Genomic DNA, 19712 nt, shown 5'->3' on the forward strand with positions numbered 1-19712 from the left:
ATGGAATTCAAAGGAAGTAGAACAGAAGCAAATCTGGCGGCTGCATTTGCCGGCGAGAGTCAGGCACGTAATAAATATACTTACTATGCAAGCCGGGCAAAAAAAGATGGATATGAGCAAATTGCAGCCATCTTTGAAGAAACAGCCAATAATGAAAAAGAGCATGCAAAACTTTGGTTTAAACTTCTTCATAATGGTGAGATCCCGGATACCATGACCAATTTGGCCGATGCGGCTGCCGGTGAAAATTACGAATGGACCGATATGTATAAGCATTTTGCAGAGGAAGCTGATAAAGAAGGTTTTGCGCAAATTGCACAGACGATGCGTGACATTGCGACGGTTGAAAAATCACATGAGGAGCGCTATCGCAAGCTGCTTTCTAATTTGAAAGAGGATATCGTTTTCAAATGCGACGAAGAAACAGTCTGGGTATGTCGGAACTGTGGTTATATTTATGTTGGCAAAGAAGCTCCAAAAGTATGCCCTGCTTGTAAGCATCCACAAGCTTATTTTGAGCGCCGCGCAGTTAACTATTAATTGATAAATTGAATTTTTAATCTTACAAAACTTACAAAAACCGGCAAACCATTTTTGGCTTGCCGGTTTTTCTTGTATTTCCATGAAAAAACAGACAGAAAATTAGCACTAAATTTGTGAATATTTAATCCAATGTCCCATTTTTGGGACATGACCCCAAATTGAAAGAATAAATGTTCGAATAATTATTGCGCTTGTCCGCAGAAGCTCATAGAATAAAAAGAGGAGAGAAAATTTACCCGACCGAGAAATTCAGGAAAGCGAGTGGATAAACGAATGGATTATTTAGCATTATCAAACGAATACTTAGGCGAGGCCCAAAAACTGAAGGAGGCAATCGTACCGATTAAAAATCGACTGAAACAGAAAAGGCTTGGCTTTGAAGAAACGATTTTTCTGCAGCGGCGGCAGGCAATGCTTTATCAGATGTATCTGGAGTGCCGGTTTACCGGTCTCTATTTGAAAAGGCATTACGCATGAGGACAAAGCTGCTTAGTCTGGAGGCCCTAAAAAAGGGAATCGCAGCACAGGAGCCGGAACAGGAAGACCCCAGAAGAGAAAGGCTTTGTCAAACAGTAAAACTTGCGATGGAGGAGGAACTGACTGAGCGGCAGAGAGAATGTCTTTGGCGCCGATGTGAGGGTGAAGCAATTAAAAAGATAGCGGAAGATCTGGAGATTACACCGCCGACAGTCGAAAAACATATCGGCGCAGGTTTGCGCCGTCTACAGCGGATTTTTCGCTATTATCCTTTCTAGGAAATTCGACTTTTTAGAACAAGAAAGGCGGTAGACAAATTGTGTAAACAAGGCTATAATGAAAACAATTCTAATTTGTTAAAAAAATACAAAATTAATTTTGGAGTGTGAAACTATGAAGTCTAAAAAGATTCTCGCAGCCTTAATGGCGGGTGCAGTGGCGCTTTGCAGTTCAGGCTGTACGATCGGAGGGGACAAGTCCTGGTGTGCAAAATCGGGAGATACCCAACTTCCGGCAGGCGTTTATATTTATGAACTTTTCAGTGCTTATAATCAGGCAAAAACAAAGGCGGGATATACCACCTATATGGATATGAAAGCCCAAACAATTGATGGCAAAGATGCATTTACATGGACGAAAGATACCGCTAAGAATAGCATTAATCAGATCTTTGTCATTGATGATATGATGAAAGACCTGAATCTGACCCTTTCTGATGATGATAATAAAACAATTAGCACGGAGATGGACTCTGCTTGGAATGGCTCTTCTTCCAATGCAGGCTATGGTTCCACCTTGGAGAAATATAATATTGCAAAGTCGTCTTTCCAGATTGCCTATGCTGAATATTATGTCAAGTATGAGAAGGTCTTTGAAGCAATCTATGGACAAGGCGGAAGCAAAGAAATCAGCGCAGACGATCAGAAGGCATATTTTGAAAAGAACTTTGCTTCTTTTGAGATGGTTCCTGTTTCTCTTTATAGCATGGATTCCTCAACCGGATCTTACAGTGTTATGAGTGATGATGATAAAGCAAAGATCAAAGCAGAGCTGGAAGGTTATGCAAATGAAGTAAAAAGCGGCAAAAAGTCCATGTCTGATGTGGGAACGGATTATATGAATGCACACTCCGATACCGTTACCGCTTCCCCGTATCAGGATGTAACAACAGATTTGGAAACCAGCGGACTTCCCACAGACGTGGTTACAGGGATTCAGAATATGAACGGCGGAGATGTACAGGTGCTTGATATTGGTTCCTATTATATCCTTGTCAGCAAGCGCGATATTAAGACCCAAACAGATACAGAACTGCAGAAAGAGCAGACAAAACTTTCTGTTTTAAATGGACTCAAAGGGGACGAATTCCAGCAGGACATTGAACAGAAAGCGGAAAATTATACGAATGCAACCTATAATATAGCCTGCATCAATGCGTATACGCCGGATCTGTTCTATACAGCTCCATCCAGCAGTGCGGCAGCTTCTTCGGAAGATACTTCTTCAGAAGGTACCTCAAGTACTTCTGATGCGGTAAGCAGTACCAGCTCTGCAGCATAACAAAAGAGGACGAATATGGAGCTAGCCTCTATATTATAATGTATAACGGATTTTTATAAAAGGCAGCGGCACAAGTAGAAATGCTTGTGCCGCTGCCTTTTTATTTTAAAATCACTTTGTCAATTTAGAATAGGACGACCATATCTCCGCGGACTGCACAATCCCCTTCATAACTTTGTGTCTTTCCGGTTTTTAGATCATAAAGAGAATAAAAAACAAAGGTACTTTTTTCATCCGTCATTTCATAGCGGGCTAAAAGGTAACGGTCATCAAGGCAGGTGATAAAATTCCCCATTTCAGTGTTGTAACAGGCATCTACTGAACTGTGGAGAATTCCTTTTACATGAATTCCATCTTTGCCGTGACTAATTTGAAAAACCCGACATTCCCCGTCAATCTGAAATTGTGCATCTTTCTCATTCCCGGCAAGAGTTAGGTTCGCGGCAACTGTTTTATGTCCGGTTTCTTTATCAACCGCAATCAGCCGTTGGTCATTTTTGGGAAAATATAAGGCGCGGAAATAGAGAGATTTTTCGTCCTGACCGGCATAACGAACAAGCCCGTCGGTACCGGCGCGAAGAATGCATTCCATCGGCAATTCACTTTTTCCATAATGAATTGCATCCAATATTTCGCTTTGCATCCCAAGCCAAACAGAATCAGAAATATCATCTCCAAGCCATCGCTTATCCTGATAGCATTTTCGTTTGTCTTCCTCTGTACCATGAGGCTGCAGCAAAAGAAGCTGCGGAATTTCTCCGCCGATAAATGGAATCAGCGCTGCACCCGCACAGATCCGCTTATCCCGAATGCTCCGGCAGCGGCTGGTTTCCAAATCGTAAAGATAAGCCGCCCGAGAGTTTCCGGTATGCAGCTGATATTCATGAAACAGCGCTTCGTCCCGATCGTTTTCTTCCACGTAAAAAAGAATGTGGGATTCATCAATCGCAAAACTACCGGAGTAATTTCCTGCAAAAGTCACCTGATCAAAATTCTTTTCTTTGCCTTCTTTACTCAGACGCAGAACCCATGCTTCTCCACTGCCGTTTTCCATTACAACGAGAAAATCAGTGGGAAACGAAAAGTAGTGCATCATATAGCCAGGTTTTTGTACCAGATAATTTGCGAGTAGATCTTCTTTTTGGGTGGCACTGTTGTAGCGCAAAAGGAAAAGACTCTGTTTGCCGTCCTCTATTTTTTCTTCCGCATAATAGATTAGATCACCGCAGATATCGATCAAAACATCATTGCAGTTTGTAAAAATGTTGCGTAGGTCAATCAATTTCATGTTCTGCGGTGCTCCTTTCTAAAAACTTACTTTTCTATTTTATCCTACCTTTCTATCTTTTTCAAGCAAATGGGAAGGACTTTTCCTGAGAAAGTCAAAAGCCCCTTTGAGATAAAAAAGTTCATACACTTTTTATCTTAAATGTGTATAATAATATCAATATGCGAAAGGGGCATCATTTATAATGGTAGAGCGAGGAAGCGGCCCGGTGGTGGAACTGGATTTTCATAATACACTGGTCAAAGACGCACAGCGGGAGTTGACCTCTTATCTTTCTCATGCGCCGAATTCTGTCCGCGAGGTGCGCGTAATTCACGGGTATCACGGCGGGACGGCTCTTCGAGATATGATTCGTTACCATTTTCATCACCCTCGCATCAAGACAAAGATGATCGCGCTAAACCCCGGGGAGACCCGACTGATTTTAAAATAACGGGAGAATCATATGGCTTTTGTAGAATTTCATGATGTGACCAAGTTTTATCAAATGGGTGAAGTTTCAATCCATGCGGCGGACGGTGTTGATTTTTCCATCGAAAAAGGAGAGTTTGTTATTATCGTTGGTCCAAGCGGTGCGGGAAAGACTACCGTGCTCAATATGCTGGGGGGCATGGATTCTTGTACGAGTGGAGAGATCCTTTTAGATGGGAAAAATATCAGCAGTTATAATCAAAAACAGCTTACGCAGTACCGGCGATACGATGTAGGGTTCGTTTTTCAGTTTTATAATCTGGTGCAGAATCTGACGGCGCTCGAAAATGTAGAATTGGCGTCTCAAATCTGTAAGGATCCGCTGGATGCGATGGAAGTTTTGCGGGAAGTGGGACTCGAAGAGCGGGCGGATAATTTTCCGGCACAGCTTTCGGGCGGCGAGCAGCAGCGGGTTGCGATTGCCCGCGCTCTTGCAAAAAATCCAAAGTTGCTGCTCTGTGATGAGCCGACCGGCGCACTGGATTACCGCACCGGAAAGGCAGTCCTTCAGCTTTTACAGGATACCTGCCGCAATACCGGGAGAACCGTGATTGTCATTACGCATAATCAGGCATTTACTGCCCTTGCAGATCGGGTGATTCATATTCATTCAGGAAAAGTTCAGAAAATGGAGCTGAACGAAAATCCAATGAGCGCTGAAAGGATTGAATGGTGAGATGAAAGCTTTCAGAACTGAAATCCGCCGTTCCATTTCGCGGTCAAAGGGTCGATTTTTTGCGATCTTACTAATCGTAGCGTTGGGTGCAGGATTTTATGCCGGCTTGCGGTCAACGGCACCGGATATGCGCAGAACGGTTGACCAATATATGAAAGACGGCAACCTGATGGACCTTCAGCTTTTGTCCACCATGGGATTTTCGGATTCGGATGTGGAAGCTGTTTCTCAGGTCGAAGGCGTCGAAGCGGTAATGCCGACCTATTATACCGATGCCGTCACAACGGTAGATCAGAAAGATATTACGATTAGAATTCATGCGCTCCCACCGTTGGGGGCAGAAGATACGTCGACGGAATCGATGAACCGTCCGACTTTGGTCGAAGGACGCTGGCCGCAGAACAGCGGAGAATGTGTTGTTGAAAAAGGGAAAGACATCAAGAATAGTATCGAGTTAGGCTCAACCATTACAATGCAGTCCTGTACAGGCGGGCTTTCGGATACCTTGAAGACAGATACGTTTACAGTGGTTGGCTATGTGAATTCTTCGTATTACGTTAGCTTTTCAGTCGGGACGACAACCATTGGGAATGGTCAGCTTGACCGCTACGCCTTTATTTTGCCGGAAGATTTTAAAAGCAGTGCTTATTCGACGCTCTATCTCAAGGTAAAGGGCGCAGATTCAGTCAGCACTTTTTCAGATCGGTATGATGAGATTGTCGGTGCGGTGAGTGATCATCTGGAGGACATCCGGGAGTCGCGGCAGGATGATCGCTTGCAGGAAGTAAAATCAGATGCAGAGCAGACACTTTCCGATGCTCAGAAAAAATATGATGATGCAAAGGCCGATACGGATACGCAGCTAAATGAAGCGCAGCAGAAGCTTTTGGATGGGGCGGCGCAGATTGCCAAAAATGAGCAAACACTGGAAGATGCAGAAGCAAAGCTTGCTGCAGGGAAGCAGGAGTATGAGAGTGGACTTGCGGCTTATCAGGAAAAAGCGGCGGAGATGATTCCGCAGCTAAATGCTGCGCAGGACCAGATTGATGCAGGGAAAGAAACCCTAGCAGAAAAAAAGCAGCAGTTAGAGGATGCAAAGAAAAAGCTGGAAGAAGGAAAAGATCAATTCTTTCAGGCAGAACAGCTGGTGCAAAGTATTCCGCAGCTGGAAACCGGCATCAAGCAGGCACAGCAGACAATCAATGATCTAACCGCAAAACAGAAACCTTTGGAAGCTCAAGTCGCGGGGCTAAAAGCCCAGGCAGAAACGCTTAATGCACAGATAAATGCGCTGGATCCAAAAGCTTCTGATTACGAAAATCAAAAAACGAAACTGCAAAATCAACTCGATCAGGTAAATGCAGGGCTTTCTGAGGGGGAAAGCGGTTTGCAGCAAGTGAATGACGGGATAACCGCCGCAAATTCCGAACTGCAAAATTTTAGTGCCCTTCTTGTGCAGGCAAATACGCTTTCTCCACAGCTCGATTCTATGAGGGCACAGCAGACTTCTGCGGAGCAACAGATTTTAGAGGGACAAGAAGCGATCACTTCCGCCGAAACGGAGATCGCTGAGAATCAACAGAAAGTAGATTCCGGATGGGAACAGCTTTCTGCGGCAAAAGAAAAACTTGACAGCGCTCAAAAAGAGATTTCTGCAAATGAAACACGTTTGGCACAGGGAAGACAGCAGTTGGAAGAAGCCAAAAACAAGCTTTCTGATGGACAGAAATCTTATGACGATGCAAAAAAAGAGGCAGAAGAAAAGCTTTTAAATGCGAAACAGGAACTCGACGACGGGAAAGCAAAATTAGATGGACTGAAAGCGCCTACATGGTATATCCTTGACCGCCACAAGAATCTTGGATTTGCAAGCTTTGAAAGCGATGCAGATCGAATGGATTCCATTTCCACCGTGTTTCCGGGTCTATTCTTTTTAGTTGCGGCGCTTGTCGCACTTACAACAATGACCCGTATGGTGGAAGAGGAGCGGGTCCTTATCGGAACCTATTTTTCTTTGGGATATTCTAAACATACAATCCTGAAAAAATATCTGTTCTATGCGGCAGTTGCAGGAGTGGTAGGCTGTGCAGTGGGAATTCCTTTAGGAATGTATGTTTTGCCGCCGATTTGTTGGAACAGCTATCGCCTGATTTATGTTGCACCGCCTGCGATTTTGGAGTTTAACCTTAAGTATACGGCGATCGGATTTTTTGCTTCTTTGGGAACTTCTTTGGGGGCGACTGCTTTTGCAGTGGTTTCTTCTCTGAAAGAATCCCCAGCCTCTCTGATGCTGCCAAAGGCACCGTCGCCTGGAAAGCGAATCCTCCTTGAGCGGATTCATCCGATTTGGCGCCGTATGAAATTTACCAGCAAAGTGACTGCGCGGAATATGTTTCGCTATAAGCGGCGTCTCATTATGACGATTGTTGGAATTGCCGGCGCGACGGGGCTTCTTTTGACCGGATATGGAATTAAAGACAGTATTTCCGACATCATTACGAATCAGTATAATGTGCTTTATTCTTATAACGTGGTGGCACATCTGAAAGACGGGAACGTTTCTGAGGAAGCGAAAAAAGTTTTGGAAGATCCCCAAAAGACTTCCGGCTGGATGAAAGATGAGCGCCGTAATATTGATATTGACAATGAAAGCGGAAAGAGCATTTCCGGCTACCTTTTTGTACCGGAAACAGCGGATGAACTTCCGAATTTTGTGAACCTGCGTTTGAGAAAAACCCATGAACAAGTGCCTTTTGGAAGCAATAGCGTTGTTCTTACTGAAAAAGCTGCCGGTCAACTGGGGGTTTCTGTGGGCGGAAAAGTAATCATTAAAAATAATGAGGGAAAAGAAGTTTCGTTTACGGTAACTGGAATTACGGAAAACTATCTTTATCATTTCCTTTATATTGATCCTGTGCTTTATGAATCTGTCACAGGAGATCAGCCTCAATACAATGAATTGTGTATCGAAGCGAATGCTCCGGATAGTGTTGCACAGAAAGCTTATAGCGATGAGCTTTTAAGTAGCGATGGAATTTCTATTGTTACGTTTTTGAGGGATACAACAAAAGCATTCGAGAAGATGATCGAATCGCTGAATAATATTATTTTGGTTCTGATTTTCTGTGCTGGGATGCTGGCGTTTATCGTCCTTTACAATCTGACGAATATCAATATCACAGAGCGACAGCGGGAACTTGCGACCATTAAAGTCTTGGGATTCTATGATCGTGAAGTCAGTGCTTATATTTATCGGGAGACCAGCTGGCTGACAATCTTAGGGTGCGGAGCAGGACTGCTTTTGGGAATTTTAATGCACGCTTATGTCATTACAACGGTAGAAATAGATGTGGTGATGTTTGGCCGTGAAATTGCACCGCAAAGCTTTCTCTATAGTGCTCTCTTAACCCTACTTTTCTCTGTGATTGTTGATTTGTTTATGAACCGAAAACTCAAACGAATTAATATGGTGGAATCTTTAAAATCGGTTGATTAAATAGAATAAAAAATAAAAAGCTGAAACAACTTGACTTGGAGGAAAAGTGTTTCGGCTTTTTTGCATAAAGAGCGCTCCAAACGGGAACTTTACAGAAAAAAGGAGCGTGAAAGCAATATGAATGGAGACGCAGAACTGCTGAACTTTATTTATCAGAATTCACAGATGGGGGTGGAAACACTGGGGCAACTGATTCCCATGGTGAAAGATTCTCCGGAATTTGAGAAACAACTCGAAGGACAGAAACGGGAGTATGATTCGATTCATAAAGAGGTAAAATTACTTCTCGAGAACCACGGAAAAGAGGAAAAAGGGCTGGGTGCTTTTGAAAAAATTCGCACTTATCTGATGGTGAATTTGGAAACCCTGACTGATCGTTCGGTATCTCATATTGCCGAAATGCTGATGATCGGCAGCAATATGGGGGTAATTGATGCAATCAAAAATCTCAAAAAATATGAGAGCGGAGTTTCTCCAGAAATAAAAAGTCTAATGGAGCGCCTGAGAAAATTTGAAGAGAATAACGTGGAACGTCTTAAAAAATATCTGTAAGGATCAAAAATAAAAAAACGGCATCGGAAAAAATTCCGGTGCCGTTTTAAGTGTAGCTATAAATAATTTTTATACGTGAAGAAGTTGTGCTGCAATCGAGAAATAAATAATCAAGGAAACCGCATCCACAATCGTCGTAATCAGCGGTGCCGCCATCAGGGCAGGATCCAGATGCAGTGCCTTTGCAATCATTGGCAGTACACCACCGATGGATTTTGCCATGATAACGGTGCAGATCATGGCAAGAGATATGGTCAGTGCAATTAAAGGCTGGTCAGGATAAAGAATGATCAGACGAATAAAATTGATTGCGCTTAAAATAACGCCCACCATGATACTGACTCGAATTTCTTTCCAGAGAACTTTCCAGAAGTCGTGCATTTGGACTTCTCCAAGTGCCATGCTGCGAATGATGATGGTACTCGACTGACTGCCGGCATTGCCGCCGGTATCGGTAAGCATCGGGATAAAGGAGACCAGGATCGGCATTGCCGAAAATGCAGCCTCGTAGTTATTAAGAATGGACCCGTTAATCATGCCGGAAACCATCAGAATCAGAAGCCATACAATTCGGTTTTTAGCGAGGCGAAAAACGCCGGTTTTGAGATAGGGCGTCTCTTCTGGCGCCATAGCGCCCATGACCTGCATATCTTCGGTGGCCTCTTGCTCCATGACGTCCATAGCGTCGTCAACGGTGATAATGCCTACCAGACGGTTTTCTTTATCGACTACCGGCATGGAAAGAAGGTCGTATTTACTAAAATTATTGGCGACATCTTCTCGATCATCTGTTGTGGTGGCTTTGATGATATCTTCGTCCATCAGTTCTTCGATCGGACAGTCGTCATTTGAAAGCAATAAATCTTTTACAGTAACAATTCCCTGCAGGATTCGCTGATCATCGATCACATAGCAGGTATAAATAGTTTCACTATCTTCTCCTGTACGGCGGATTTTGCGGATGGAATCTTTGACTGTCATATTCCGCCGCAAATCCATAAATTCGGCGGTCATAATGCTGCCGGCAGAATTTTCCGGATACTGCAGGAATTTATTGATCAGCGTACGGGTATCTTTAGAAGCGACTTTTAAAACACGTTTGACCATGTTGGCCGGCAGTTCTTCGACCATATCCACTGCATCGTCAACCGAAAGGTCTTCCAGAATTTCGTGCAGCTCCTGGTCGGTAATGGATTCCACCAAATATTGTTGGGTATCCGATTCCAAATTGGAAAAAACTTCGGCTGCTACCTCTTTTGGCAGGGTACGGAATGCAACAATCGATTTTTCAGCCGGTAATTTTTCCAACAGTTCAGCAATATCTACTTCGTTTATATCGTCGAGCAGTTTGCGTACGGCTGCAAAGTTGCGCTGGCTTAAAAATTCCAGGAGCTGATTTTTGAGTTCTTCATTGTTAGAAATGTCCATATGGGAGGTCCCTCCTTCGCTTTTTTAAGTAAAGAGACAGAGAACCCCAAACAGCGAAAAAATAGCTATGCGCAAATCACTTTTTAAAAATTGCGCACAGCCATAACGAGCCCTTATGGAAAACGAACACCAAAGCCGATGATTCATTAAAAAATCAATCGAGCTAAAATGGTCGTCCATAAAGGAACGTCATCGTCATTTTGGGCGCTTCGGTCATAGATGTCCACTTGGTGCTCCTCCTTATTTTAAATTTTTTTGAATCTCTGCATGAACACTCTTATTATAACACACAGTCTTTTAAAATGTATATAAAATCGTGCAAAATTTTAAAAAAACAGAGTTGAGAAAAGCAGAATTTTGAAAAGTTGATTTCTTTCTGAAGACGGCTGTGCTATAATAAAAAATGATTTAGAAATGCAGGACTTTTAAAAAAAGATCTGCAATCTTGGAGGGTTATAAACCATGGCAGAATTTATGACAGGCTTAAAACGAAGCTGTTACTGCGGTGAAGTGCGCCTGAGTGATGTTGGAAAAAAAATTACGGTTTGCGGCTGGTGTCAGCGTCAGCGCGATTTGGGACAACTGATTTTTATTGATTTAAGAGACCGGACTGGTATTTTGCAGCTGGCTTTTGATGAGAGCTGTGATCGGGATGTATTCCAAAAAGCATTTTCCGTGCGTGCAGAATATGTGTTGGCGGCAGTCGGCGTTGTACGGGAGCGAACCAGCAAAAATAAAGAAATTTCTACCGGCGATGTGGAATTAGAAGTGCAGGAGCTGCGTATCTTTTCGAAGAGTGAAACGCCGCCTTTTGCGATTGAAGAAAATTCCAATGTAAAAGAAGATACTCGCCTAAAATATCGTTATCTGGATTTGCGCCGTCCGGATATGCAGAAGAAAATTATCGGCCGTCATCGGATTGTTAAAGTCGCACACGATTATTATGATGAAAACGGCTTTGTTGAGATTGAAACGCCGGACCTGATTAAATCCACCCCGGAAGGCGCAAGAGATTATCTGGTTCCTTCCCGGATGTTCCCCGGCAATTTCTTTGCATTGCCGCAGAGCCCACAGCTTTATAAACAGCTTTTAATGCTTTCAGGATTTGACCGCTATATGCAAATTGCCCGCTGTTTCCGCGATGAAGATCTGCGTGCAGACCGTCAGCCGGAATTTACGCAGATCGACTTTGAGATGAGCTTTGTCAATCAGGAAGATGTCATGGGGATTGCAGAGGGCTTTATCGAGAAAGTTTACCGTGAAATTCTTGGAATTAAAATCCCGCTGCCGCTGCGCAGAATGACATGGCAAGAAGGAATGGAGCGTTTTGGCTCCGATAAGCCGGACCTGCGTTTCGGAATGGAACTAACTGATGTGAGTGAATGCCTGAAAGACACGGAATTTAAAGTGTTCTCCGGTGCACTGAAGACCGGAAGCGTTCGCGGAATCAATCTGAAGGGACAGGCGCAGGCACTTTCCCGCAAAGAAATTGATAAACTGGGCGAATGGGTGAAGTCTTATGGAGCAAAGGGTCTTGCATGGACTCGCCTTGCTGAAAAAGAGACAAGCAGCTTTGAAAAGTTTTTGAAGGCAGAAGAAGTCGAGGCGCTGCGTAAAAAGATGGATGCACAGCCCGGAGATGTACTGTTCTTTGTTGCCGATCCGAAAAACAAAGTGGTCTTTGATACGTTGGGCGCTCTGCGCTGTGAGCTTGCGCACAGATTTAACCTGATTGATGACAGCAAGCCATGCCTTTTGTGGATTACTGATTTTCCGCTCTTTGAGTACAGCGAAGAAGAGGGAAGATTCATGGCAATGCACCATCCGTTTACGATGCCGAATCCACAGGATCTTGATCGGCTCGAAAGCGATCCTGGTTCGGTGCGTGCATTAGCTTATGATATGGTTTTGAACGGAAATGAAGTCGGCGGCGGTTCCATCAGAATCAATGATTCCGAACTGCAGCGCCGCATGTTTAAAGCACTTGGATTTACACCTGAAGAAGCACAGCGCCGGTTTGGATTCTTGATTGATGCGTTCCGCTATGGAGCACCGCCGCACGGTGGTATGGCCTTTGGCCTTGACCGCCTTGTCATGCTGATGCTGAACTGCGATTCTATTCGTGATGTGATTGCGTTCCCGAAGGTTGCTTCTTCTGCAGAACTGATGTCGGAAGCACCTACCGAAGTCGATCAAAAACAGCTGAACGAACTTGGAATTCAGGTTGTAAAACAAAAATAAAGCCGATTTTTCCGAACCTTTTTTGGAGAGAGGCCGGATCATTTCAGAATAGAGGGATTGATTTTGGCGCCAAAAGAAAATTATCAGTTGGTTCTGGATCGAACCTTGCAGAACTTAAATGGCAGAAAAAAGCTGCTCCTTCATGGGTGCTGTGCTCCCTGCAGCAGTTATGTTCTGGAATATCTCAGCCGCTATTTTGCGATTACGCTTTATTATTATAATCCGAATATTTCTCCAAAAGAGGAGTATGAAAAGCGGGTACGGGAAGTAAAGCACCTATTAAAGGAGATGCCGTTTTCGAGCCCTGTGGAATTTTTGGAAGGTCCTTATGACCCGGAATGCTTTTTTGAAATGGCGAAAGGGATGGAAAGTCTCCCAGAGGGCGGCGAACGGTGCCATAGATGCTATCGTCTGCGCTTGCTTCAGGCGGCACAGGTCGCTAAGGAAAACGGCTTTGATTATTTTACAACGACCCTTTCAATCAGCCCATATAAAGATGCGCAAGCTTTAAATGCGATCGGAAAAGAACTCAGCGAAAAAATTGGGATTCCTTATCTTTTTAGTGACTTTAAAAAGCGCGGAGGATATAGCCGAAGTATTGCCCTTTCTAAGGAATATCACCTTTATCGGCAAAACTACTGTGGCTGTGTCTTTTCTGCAGCGCAGGCAGAGAAAAAAAGAGAAGAAAAAGCAATTTTACAGAATGCTCAGTCCGAATAATTTTAGAAGCTGAATGAAGATTATAAGGAGAAGGATCACATATGAAAAAAGATAAAGAAAAAAAGAAAAAGCGCAGCCGAGAAGAAACGGCTTCTTCTAAATCTTCCAAAGACCTAAAAAAGCAGGCGGTACAACAGGAAAAGCAACCGGTTGTTTCTCCTAAAGAAGAGGAAAAAGTTTCGGAAAATGCGGATAATGCAGATTCCCTTTTGGCACTGGCTCTTTCAAAAGTCGGAGGAAAGTGGAAGCTCCGTATTCTTTTGGCACTGGAGAATTCCGCACAAGACGCTTTGCGCTATGGAGAAATCAAAAATATAGTTTCCGGTATCACAGATATGATGCTCAGCCAAAGTCTGCGGGAGTTGACTGCAGATGGACTGATTGAGCGCAGACAATACCAGGAGATTCCGCCAAAGGTTGAGTATCGGCTGAGCCCCTCTGCAAAAGGGGCTGTTCCAGCTGCTCAACAGATGGCAGAATGGGCAAAAACTTTTTAAAAATAATCTCCATTAAGATCCGCAGGCGCTAATCAAAAGCGTTTGCGGATCTTTTTAATAATCGCTCCTACTTTAAAATAGCACAATATATAGATTTATAAACAAAAATATGTCAATATAAAGTGTCATACTGCTTGACTTCCTAAAAGAGCAGTGCTAAAATACAAACTAGTACAGATGAAACAGGAGAGGAGATTTTCGGGAAATGGTCAAGGAAATTATTAAGAGGAATGGCAGCAAAGTAACTTTTAATGCGGATAAAATCCGTACAGCGATCAAAAAAGCGAATGATGCAGTGTCGTCAGAGACAATGACTCCAAAGGCACTGGATGCATTAACTGCTTCGGTACTCAATTCTCTTTCTGAAAAAGAAATACCAAATGTAGAAAAAATTCAAGATTTAGTAGAGGAAAAGCTGATCAAGGCAGATTATGCGCAAACGGCAAAAGCATATATCCTTTATCGGGCGGAGCACACAAAGATTCGTCAGGCCGAAGGGGATTTGATGAATATTTACCGGCAGCTGACCTTTCAGGATGCGAAAGATGCGGATATCAAGCGTGAGAACGCCAATATTGATGCAGATACAGCCATGGGGACGATGCTTAAATACGGCAGTGAAGGCAGTAAATACTTTGTCAACAATTATATTCTGCCAAAAGATATCGCTGCGGCACATATGAATGGAGACATTCATATTCACGATGAAGATTTTTATATGCTGACCGAGACCTGCTGCCAGATCGATCTGCTGAAACTTTTTAAGAACGGATTTTGCACTGGACACGGCAACCTGCGGGAGCCGAACGATATTCGTTCCTATGCGGCCCTTGCCTGCATTGCGATTCAGGCAAATCAGAACGAGATGCACGGTGGACAATCTGTTCCGAATTTTGATTATTCAATGGCGCCTGGTGTTGCTAAAACATACCGAAAATCTTATTTCTATGGGCTGAAAAATTATTTTGAAATTGCTTTTGGGATGAATCAGCAGGATGCGCAGCTCTTGGTTGAAGATTTGAAAAAGAATCTTATGGAAACAATTTCTATGAGCAACGGAGAAAAAATGGAGAAAGCTCTTTGTGATTATCTGCCGCGCCATCAGGAAGAGAATGGATTCCAGAAAATTTCTGAGGAGGAAGCCAAAAAAGCAAACGCTTTTGCAGTGAAGTCCGCATTATCCGATACAGATCGAGCGACTTATCAGGCAATGGAAGCTTTGATCCACAATCTTAACACCATGAATTCCCGCGCAGGTGCACAGGTACCGTTCTCCAGCCTGAATTACGGAACGGATACAAGTCCCGAAGGGCGTATGGTCATGAAAAACCTGCTCAAAGCAACCGAGGCGGGGCTTGGCGCTGGTGAGACGCCGATTTTCCCGGTGCAGATTTTTAAAGTAAAAGATGGCGTCAATTATTCCAAAGGCGACCCCAATTACGATCTTTTCCGGGAATCAATGAAATGCAGCGCAAAGCGCCTGTTCCCCAATTTCAGCTTTCTGGATGCTCCTTTTAACCTTCAGTATTATGATGGAAGCTATGACAGCGAAGTCGCTTATATGGGCTGCCGTACCCGTGTAATGGGAAATGTGCATGACCGCACAAAGGAAGTTACCTGCGGAAGAGGAAACTTAAGCTTTACCAGTATTAATCTGCCGAGAATCGGAATTGAATCGAAAGGCAGCGAAAAGAAGTTCTTTGAGATTTTGGATCAGCGGATTGACCTTGTGATCCGTCAGCTGCTGCACCGCTTTAAGATTCAGTGCAGCAAAAAAGTTTATCACTATCCGTTCCTGATGGGACAGGGGATCTGGCTGGATTCCGAGAAGCTTGGGCCTGAGGATAGTGTTGCGGAAGTTTTAAAGCATGGAACACTTTCAGTTGGCTTTATTGGGTTGGCAGAATCGTTGGTCGCTCTTACCGGAAAACACCACGGAGAAAGTGCAGAGAGCCAAAAGGTGGGACTAAAGATTATTTCTCATATGAGGCAGCGCATGGATGAGGAAAGCGAGAAAACGCATCTCAATTTTACACTTCTTGCAACGCCGGCAGAGGGACTTTCCGGAAGATTTGTGAAGATTGATAAGGTGAAATACGGAGTGATTCCAGGCGTTACCGATCGGGAATATTATACCAACAGCTTTCATGTGCCGGTTTATTATCCGATCAGTGCTTTTAAAAAGATTCAAACCGAGGCCCCTTACCATGCGATGACGAATGCGGGACATATCTCTTACGTCGAACTCGACGGCGATACCTGCAAGAATCTGGATGCTTTTGAATCGGTGATTCGCTGCATGAAGGAATCGGGAGTCGGTTATGGCAGTGTCAACCATCCTGTAGACCGTGACCCGATTTGTGGGTATAATGGTGTCATTGATAATGTTTGTCCGCGCTGCGGCCGCCGTGAAGGAGAGCCGGTCAGTGTTGAACGTCTTAAGGAACTGCGCAAGAAATATCCGGATATGCCGATTATTCCGGGCTGCGGCTGCGATGGATGTTAATAGATCAAATAATTAAATTTCTATATTTTTAAAGGAGGAAATTACGATGACTGGAACAACACAAACAGAAGCAGTCAGAGAAGTAGGAGAGGGCGTTGGATTTGAGCGGATTCGCAGGATTACAGGATATCTTGTGGGAACACTTGACCGTTGGAACGATGCAAAACTCGCAGAAGAGCGTGATCGGGTAAAGCATGGACTCAAATAAGCTGATTCGATTAGCCGGCGTAGAACCGGAATCGATTGTAGATGGGCGAGGATTTCGCTATGTGATTTTTGTACAGGGATGTCCTCACCACTGCCCCGGCTGCCATAATCCACAGACTCATTCGTTTGAAGGCGGTATTCTGGAATCCCCTGAAAGATTTCTCAGTGAGATGAAGGAAAATCCTTTGCTGCGGGGCGTTACTTTTTCCGGCGGAGAGCCATTTTGTCAAGCAGAGGCACTTTCTCATTTGGCAAAAAAGATCAAAGAGGAGACGAATCTTGATTTGACCGTCTTTTCCGGCTGGACTTATGAAGAGCTGTTAGCCAAAAAAGATTACTGGACGGATCAGCTGCTTGCTCTTTCAGATTATCTGATTGATGGGCCCTTTATTAAGGAACAGATGGATCTTTCCCTGCAGTTTCGCGGCAGCAGCAATCAGCGAGTGATCGATTTAAATGCGACTAGAAAAGCGGGCTGTGTAGTACTTGACAATTTAGATGAATAGAAAACGGTTGCAAAAACTTTTTCTTATGAAAAGCGGTGCAGTGAAAGCTGCACCGCTTTTTTTGTGTGTGAAAATGGCTGTATGAAAGCGACTTTTTTATTGGTTGATGTTGTTGGGACACGCATAGAGAGGGAAAGAATTCGCATAAGAATAAAAGGAACTTTTTGAAAGGGGGAAAAGCGAATGGCATTTTCCGATCGGGAAATTTTGGCACGAATCATTGAGTGCGAAGCCGGTGGCGAAGGAGAAACCGGGATGAAAGCGGTTGCTTGTATCGTGATGAACCGGGTGCAAATTACCTATGGGGAATATGCAAGCTTACATACGATTCGGGCGGTCGTTTATCAAAAAGGACAATTTGTTTGTGTGCGCGAAACCCTTTATGGAGCGCAGAATCTGCAGAATATTTACAATATGCGTCCAACTGGTGTCCATTATAATATTGCAGATTGGGCAATCGCGGGGAACCGATTGAATAGTCTTGGATTTGCGCTGTGGTATTTTAATCCATATAACCCGGTCTGTAAAGCCAACTTTCCCTCAAATGTTGGAAGATTTGCAATCCGTATCGGTGATCATTGCTTTTATAATCCGACACCTGTTTATGCAACAACCTAAAAGGAGGCACTCTCTATGGCTAATACGACAAATAACCAGTCTAGCCAAGTCGCTGGCAGCAGCCGTCAGAAGCAAGTAGAACAATATGATTGGCATCAAGGGTCTAGTGAAAGTGTAAAGGAACTACTCCAGAATAACCGATTTTATCTTCCGCCACAGGAAAAGTTTGACTCGGAAGAAATGCGCGGTACCGTGCAAAAGACGCTTTCTGAAAACATCGGTGAATATATCGTTGCCGAGTTCTTGATCGGAACCGATCTAATTATGCGTAAGCAGGGAGTGCTTGTTCATGTAGGACGTACTTTTATCACTATTTTTGATGATCAGTCCGATTTCTTTATTACCTGCGATATTTTCTCTATCAAGTTTGTTTATTTCTATCAGCCCGGAAAACGGCCTCAGCATAATTTTAATCATCTACGGGATAATCAACAGCGTAGGTTAATTTAAATTTTATTTGTATTTGTATAAAAAGGCAAAGTCTTTTATTTTGGAAAGACTTCGCCTTTTTTTAATGGAAAAAATGCTGAATCAAAAGGATAGATGTGGAATACTTGTTTTTTACGGAAGACTACTCTATAATAAATTTAGAACTTATTAAAGGGGATGCGAGTTTTTGCGGATTAGAGAGGAGCATAAAGAATATTTGAAGGAAAAGACCCATCATGTAAAAGAATATATGGGAATCTTTTTTCGCTGGGTATTTTTAAGTGTGATTATTGGAGTTTTTATTGGCGGTTTGGTCGGAACGCTTTTTTATTACGCACTCGAATGGTGCACAGATACAAGAAGTACGCATGAATGGCTGCTGTATTTTTTGCCTCTGGGCGGCCTTCTGATTGTTTGGTTATATCGTTCCTGCGGTGTAGAGAAAAGCCGTGGGACGAATTTGATACTGCTATCTATTCGAGAGAAAGAACCATTGCCTGCTAAAATGGCACCGCTGATTTTTATTTCGACCAGTATCACTCATTTATTTGGCGGTTCTGCCGGCAGAGAAGGCGCTGCATTGCAAATCGGCGGCAGCTTAGGCTATCGCTTGGGACGTTTAATGAAGTTGGACGAGAATGCACTGCATGTGGTAACCATGTGTGGAATGGGCTCTGTTTTTTCAGCGCTGTTTGGAATGCCGGTAGTTGCGGCTGTTTTTGCGCTGGAGATAACCAGTGTTGGGGTAATGTATTATTCGGCATTGGTCCCAGTTTGTATTTCCTGCTTACTGGCATCTGGAATTGCAGAGAGCTTTGGTGCGATTCCAACTCATTTTGTACTGAACGCATCGGAGGAAGGGATAAGTTTGCTTCCGGCGTTGCAGATTGCGGTTCTTGCAGGACTCTGTGCTTTGGTCGCAATTCTATTTTGCAGAACGCTTCGTCTCTTTGGAAAGCTTTATCAGCGCTTTTTTCCGAATCCGTATATCCGCGTAGCAGTCGGAGGAGTTCTTGTTATTTTGGTGACGCTTTTGACAGGCGTTCATGATTATGAGGGGGCCGGCGGCGATATTATTGAGCGTGCAATCGGAGGCGAGGCCAGACCGGAAGCGTTTCTATTAAAAATTATTTTGACAGGACTCACCTTAGGCGCAGGGTTTAAAGGCGGCGAAATTGTGCCAAGTTTTTATATTGGTGCAACCTTCGGCTGTTGGATGGGTGGCCTTTTAGGGATTGACCCAGGGATTGGTGCAGCAGTCGGTCTAGTTTGCCTATTCTGTGGCGTAGTGAACTGCCCGATTACAGCTTTGTTTTTAAGCTGTTCTCTTTTTGGATATGATACAGCCCCGTATTTCTTTCTTGCATGTGCAATTTCGTACATGCTGTCTGGTTATACAGGTCTTTATTCCGAACAGACTATTCTGTATGGAAAATTCCATGCAAAGTTTATCAATAAAAAAGCAGAATAAAAAAAGGCACTCTCCTATTGATTACA

General features: G+C 43.7%; 18 protein-coding genes and 1 pseudogene. 17 read left to right on the plus strand and 2 right to left on the minus strand.

Annotation, left to right across the window (positions count from 1 at the left end):
- The 4 genes from rbr to OP489_RS00530 all read left to right on the plus strand — a co-directional run bounded on the left by rbr (window position 1) and on the right by OP489_RS00530 (window position 2580).
- Window positions 1–540, plus strand: a complete 540-nt coding sequence (gene rbr / locus OP489_RS00515; RefSeq protein WP_180341723.1) for a rubrerythrin — start codon at window positions 1–3, stop codon at window positions 538–540.
- 276 nt (window positions 541–816) lie between these two features.
- Entirely contained in the window at window positions 817–1020 is a 204-nt protein-coding gene (locus tag OP489_RS00520) for a hypothetical protein (RefSeq protein WP_266162438.1), read from the plus strand.
- Window positions 1017–1298: a LuxR C-terminal-related transcriptional regulator gene (locus OP489_RS00525; RefSeq protein ID WP_266162439.1), complete on the plus strand. Its 282-nt coding sequence runs from the start codon at window positions 1017–1019 to the stop codon at window positions 1296–1298. The genes OP489_RS00520 and OP489_RS00525 overlap by 4 nt, the downstream gene beginning before the upstream one ends.
- Before the next feature lie 115 nt (window positions 1299–1413).
- Window positions 1414–2580 carry a hypothetical protein gene (locus tag OP489_RS00530; RefSeq protein ID WP_266162440.1) on the plus strand — a complete coding sequence of 389 codons (1167 nt, stop codon included), beginning with the start codon at window positions 1414–1416 and terminating at the stop codon, window positions 2578–2580.
- A gap of 124 nt (window positions 2581–2704) precedes the next feature.
- Here the strand turns inward: OP489_RS00530 and OP489_RS00535 are convergent, their stop codons facing one another.
- A complete protein-coding gene (locus tag OP489_RS00535) occupies window positions 2705–3868 on the minus strand; it encodes a hypothetical protein (RefSeq protein ID WP_266162441.1) in 1164 nt (387 codons plus the stop codon).
- A 184-nt stretch (window positions 3869–4052) separates the two neighbouring features.
- Here OP489_RS00535 and OP489_RS00540 point away from each other — a divergent pair, with 184 nt between their 5' ends.
- From OP489_RS00540 to OP489_RS00555, 4 genes are all read left to right on the plus strand, one after another.
- On the plus strand, window positions 4053–4301 hold the full coding sequence (locus OP489_RS00540) for a Smr/MutS family protein (protein WP_266162442.1): 249 nt from the start codon (window positions 4053–4055) through the stop codon (window positions 4299–4301).
- 12 nt (window positions 4302–4313) lie between these two features.
- Entirely contained in the window at window positions 4314–5015 is a 702-nt protein-coding gene (locus tag OP489_RS00545; RefSeq protein WP_266162443.1) for an ABC transporter ATP-binding protein, read from the plus strand.
- Window position 5016: 1 nt separating this feature from the next.
- On the plus strand, window positions 5017–8511 hold the full coding sequence (locus tag OP489_RS00550; RefSeq protein WP_266162444.1) for an FtsX-like permease family protein: 3495 nt from the start codon (window positions 5017–5019) through the stop codon (window positions 8509–8511).
- Window positions 8512–8628: 117 nt separating this feature from the next.
- Window positions 8629–9063 carry a hypothetical protein gene (locus tag OP489_RS00555; RefSeq protein WP_266162445.1) on the plus strand — a complete coding sequence of 145 codons (435 nt, stop codon included), beginning with the start codon at window positions 8629–8631 and terminating at the stop codon, window positions 9061–9063.
- Window positions 9064–9132: 69 nt separating this feature from the next.
- On the opposite strand, the gene mgtE is transcribed toward OP489_RS00555, so the two are convergent.
- Entirely contained in the window at window positions 9133–10491 is a 1359-nt protein-coding gene (mgtE, locus tag OP489_RS00560) for a magnesium transporter (RefSeq protein WP_266162446.1), read from the minus strand.
- Window positions 10492–10953: 462 nt separating this feature from the next.
- On the opposite strand from mgtE, the gene aspS reads away from it, so the two are divergent.
- The 9 genes and pseudogenes from aspS (at window position 10954) to OP489_RS00605 (ending at window position 19686) form a co-directional block, all read left to right on the plus strand.
- Window positions 10954–12732 carry an aspartate--tRNA ligase gene (gene aspS / locus OP489_RS00565; protein ID WP_266162447.1) on the plus strand — a complete coding sequence of 593 codons (1779 nt, stop codon included), beginning with the start codon at window positions 10954–10956 and terminating at the stop codon, window positions 12730–12732.
- Window positions 12733–12795: 63 nt separating this feature from the next.
- Complete coding sequence (locus tag OP489_RS00570) at window positions 12796–13452, plus strand: epoxyqueuosine reductase QueH (protein WP_416232456.1); 657 nt, start codon at window positions 12796–12798, stop codon at window positions 13450–13452.
- Window positions 13453–13493: 41 nt separating this feature from the next.
- Entirely contained in the window at window positions 13494–13949 is a 456-nt protein-coding gene (locus tag OP489_RS00575; protein WP_266162448.1) for a winged helix-turn-helix transcriptional regulator, read from the plus strand.
- Window positions 13950–14154: 205 nt separating this feature from the next.
- Entirely contained in the window at window positions 14155–16455 is a 2301-nt protein-coding gene (locus OP489_RS00580) for an anaerobic ribonucleoside triphosphate reductase (protein ID WP_266162449.1), read from the plus strand.
- Window positions 16456–16543: 88 nt separating this feature from the next.
- Window positions 16544–16663 (plus strand): annotated as a pseudogene (gene nrdD, locus OP489_RS00585) (anaerobic ribonucleoside-triphosphate reductase); the annotation flags it as partial.
- Complete coding sequence (gene nrdG, locus OP489_RS00590) at window positions 16650–17168, plus strand: anaerobic ribonucleoside-triphosphate reductase activating protein (RefSeq protein ID WP_266162451.1); 519 nt, start codon at window positions 16650–16652, stop codon at window positions 17166–17168. The pseudogene nrdD and the gene nrdG, both read left to right, overlap by 14 nt.
- A gap of 183 nt (window positions 17169–17351) precedes the next feature.
- Window positions 17352–17786, plus strand: coding sequence for a cell wall hydrolase (locus OP489_RS00595; protein WP_266162452.1), 435 nt, complete (start codon window positions 17352–17354; stop codon window positions 17784–17786).
- A gap of 15 nt (window positions 17787–17801) precedes the next feature.
- Complete coding sequence (locus tag OP489_RS00600) at window positions 17802–18236, plus strand: hypothetical protein (RefSeq protein WP_266162453.1); 435 nt, start codon at window positions 17802–17804, stop codon at window positions 18234–18236.
- Window positions 18237–18402: 166 nt separating this feature from the next.
- Window positions 18403–19686, plus strand: a complete 1284-nt coding sequence (locus OP489_RS00605; RefSeq protein WP_266162454.1) for a chloride channel protein — start codon at window positions 18403–18405, stop codon at window positions 19684–19686.
- Window positions 19687–19712 lie beyond the last annotated feature (26 nt).

Origin of the sequence: Caproicibacterium sp. BJN0003 (genome assembly GCF_026314295.1) — a bacterium.
GTDB lineage: Bacteria > Bacillota > Clostridia > Oscillospirales > Acutalibacteraceae > Caproicibacterium.

What these genes read in the sequence shown, in the direction of transcription:
- rbr (WP_180341723.1), top strand. Translation starts at nt 1, where the DNA reads ATGGAATTCAAAGGAAGTAGAACAGAAGCAAATCTGGCGGCTGCATTT.
- OP489_RS00520 (WP_266162438.1), top strand. Translation starts at nt 817, where the DNA reads ATGGATTATTTAGCATTATCAAACGAATACTTAGGCGAGGCCCAAAAA.
- OP489_RS00525 (WP_266162439.1), top strand. Translation starts at nt 1,017, where the DNA reads ATGAGGACAAAGCTGCTTAGTCTGGAGGCCCTAAAAAAGGGAATCGCA.
- OP489_RS00530 (WP_266162440.1), top strand. Translation starts at nt 1,414, where the DNA reads ATGAAGTCTAAAAAGATTCTCGCAGCCTTAATGGCGGGTGCAGTGGCG.
- OP489_RS00535 (WP_266162441.1), bottom strand. Translation starts at nt 3,868, where the DNA reads ATGAAATTGATTGACCTACGCAACATTTTTACAAACTGCAATGATGTT.
- OP489_RS00540 (WP_266162442.1), top strand. Translation starts at nt 4,053, where the DNA reads ATGGTAGAGCGAGGAAGCGGCCCGGTGGTGGAACTGGATTTTCATAAT.
- OP489_RS00545 (WP_266162443.1), top strand. Translation starts at nt 4,314, where the DNA reads ATGGCTTTTGTAGAATTTCATGATGTGACCAAGTTTTATCAAATGGGT.
- OP489_RS00550 (WP_266162444.1), top strand. Translation starts at nt 5,017, where the DNA reads ATGAAAGCTTTCAGAACTGAAATCCGCCGTTCCATTTCGCGGTCAAAG.
- OP489_RS00555 (WP_266162445.1), top strand. Translation starts at nt 8,629, where the DNA reads ATGAATGGAGACGCAGAACTGCTGAACTTTATTTATCAGAATTCACAG.
- mgtE (WP_266162446.1), bottom strand. Translation starts at nt 10,491, where the DNA reads ATGGACATTTCTAACAATGAAGAACTCAAAAATCAGCTCCTGGAATTT.
- aspS (WP_266162447.1), top strand. Translation starts at nt 10,954, where the DNA reads ATGGCAGAATTTATGACAGGCTTAAAACGAAGCTGTTACTGCGGTGAA.
- OP489_RS00575 (WP_266162448.1), top strand. Translation starts at nt 13,494, where the DNA reads ATGAAAAAAGATAAAGAAAAAAAGAAAAAGCGCAGCCGAGAAGAAACG.
- OP489_RS00580 (WP_266162449.1), top strand. Translation starts at nt 14,155, where the DNA reads ATGGTCAAGGAAATTATTAAGAGGAATGGCAGCAAAGTAACTTTTAAT.
- nrdG (WP_266162451.1), top strand. Translation starts at nt 16,650, where the DNA reads ATGGACTCAAATAAGCTGATTCGATTAGCCGGCGTAGAACCGGAATCG.
- OP489_RS00595 (WP_266162452.1), top strand. Translation starts at nt 17,352, where the DNA reads ATGGCATTTTCCGATCGGGAAATTTTGGCACGAATCATTGAGTGCGAA.
- OP489_RS00600 (WP_266162453.1), top strand. Translation starts at nt 17,802, where the DNA reads ATGGCTAATACGACAAATAACCAGTCTAGCCAAGTCGCTGGCAGCAGC.